At 62.8% G+C, this 916-nt stretch carries 1 protein-coding gene; it reads left to right on the top strand.

The genetic code is table 11. From position 1 onward, the window contains the following. The first annotated feature begins 88 nt into the window (after positions 1–88). A protein-coding gene (locus H0X95_RS35675; RefSeq protein WP_085954470.1) for an IS5-like element IS402 family transposase occupies positions 89–906 on the top strand; the annotation gives its coding sequence in 2 pieces (ribosomal slippage) (positions 89–437 and positions 437–906; 819 coding nt in all). Positions 907–916: the final 10 nt, after the last annotated feature.

Genomic DNA, 916 nt, shown 5'->3' with positions numbered 1-916 from the left:
AGAGACGGTTTCAAAAAGGCCCCGTGGGGCTGTTAACTTTCGCGGTGAGCTGTTAACCTCAGGCATCGGAACAACCGAGACTGAGGAGATGGCCAAGCCGATCATCGACGATGAATTGTGGACACTGATCGAGCCGTTACTGCCGCCACCCAAGCCGCGGCGCGAGAAGAACCCGGGCCGCCTGCCTGTTTCGAATCGCGCCGCGCTGACCGGCATCCTGTTCGTTCTCAAGACCGGACTACGCTGGCGCGACCTGCCGGCCGAGATGGGATGCGGCTCGGGCGTGACATGTTGGCGCCGGCTGCGCGATTGGCAAGCAGCCGGTGTCTGGGATCGCTTGCACGAGCTACTGCTCGCAAAGCTGCGCGCAGCGGACCAGATCGACTTCTCACGAGCCGCCGTCGATTCATCATCGATTCGCGCCGTTGGGGCAGGCCAAAAACTGGGCCAAACCCCACCGATCGCGCGCGACCCGGTTCCAAGCACCACATCGTCACCGACGCCAACGGTACGCCGCTCGCCGCGATCCTGACCGGCGCGAACGTCAACGACGTCACGCAATTGCTGCCGCTGATCGACGCGATTCCGCCGATCCGCGGATTGCGTGGCCACCCATTGCAGCGGCCGCGTGTGGTCTACGCGGATCGCGGTTACGACTCCGAGCGACATCGGCGCGCGTTGCGCGATCGCGGTATCGAGCCAGTGATCGCCAAGCGCCGTACCGAACATGGCAGCGGCCTTGGCAAATATCGCTGGGTCGTCGAACGCACGCATGCCTGGCTGCATCACTTCCGTCGTCTCCGTATTCGTTTCGAGCGCCGTGCAGACATTCACGGCGCGTTCCTCAAACTCGGTTGCTGTCTGATCTGCTGGAATACCCTTCGGCGGGCCGATCAGTCTTTATGAAACCGTCTCT

Origin of the sequence: Burkholderia sp. 9779_493, from assembly GCF_015712215.1 — a bacterium.
Lineage (GTDB): Bacteria > Pseudomonadota > Gammaproteobacteria > Burkholderiales > Burkholderiaceae > Burkholderia > Burkholderia cenocepacia.
The sequence above is the reverse complement of the archived record's forward strand: the minus strand, read 5'-3'. Positions and strand labels throughout refer to the sequence as shown.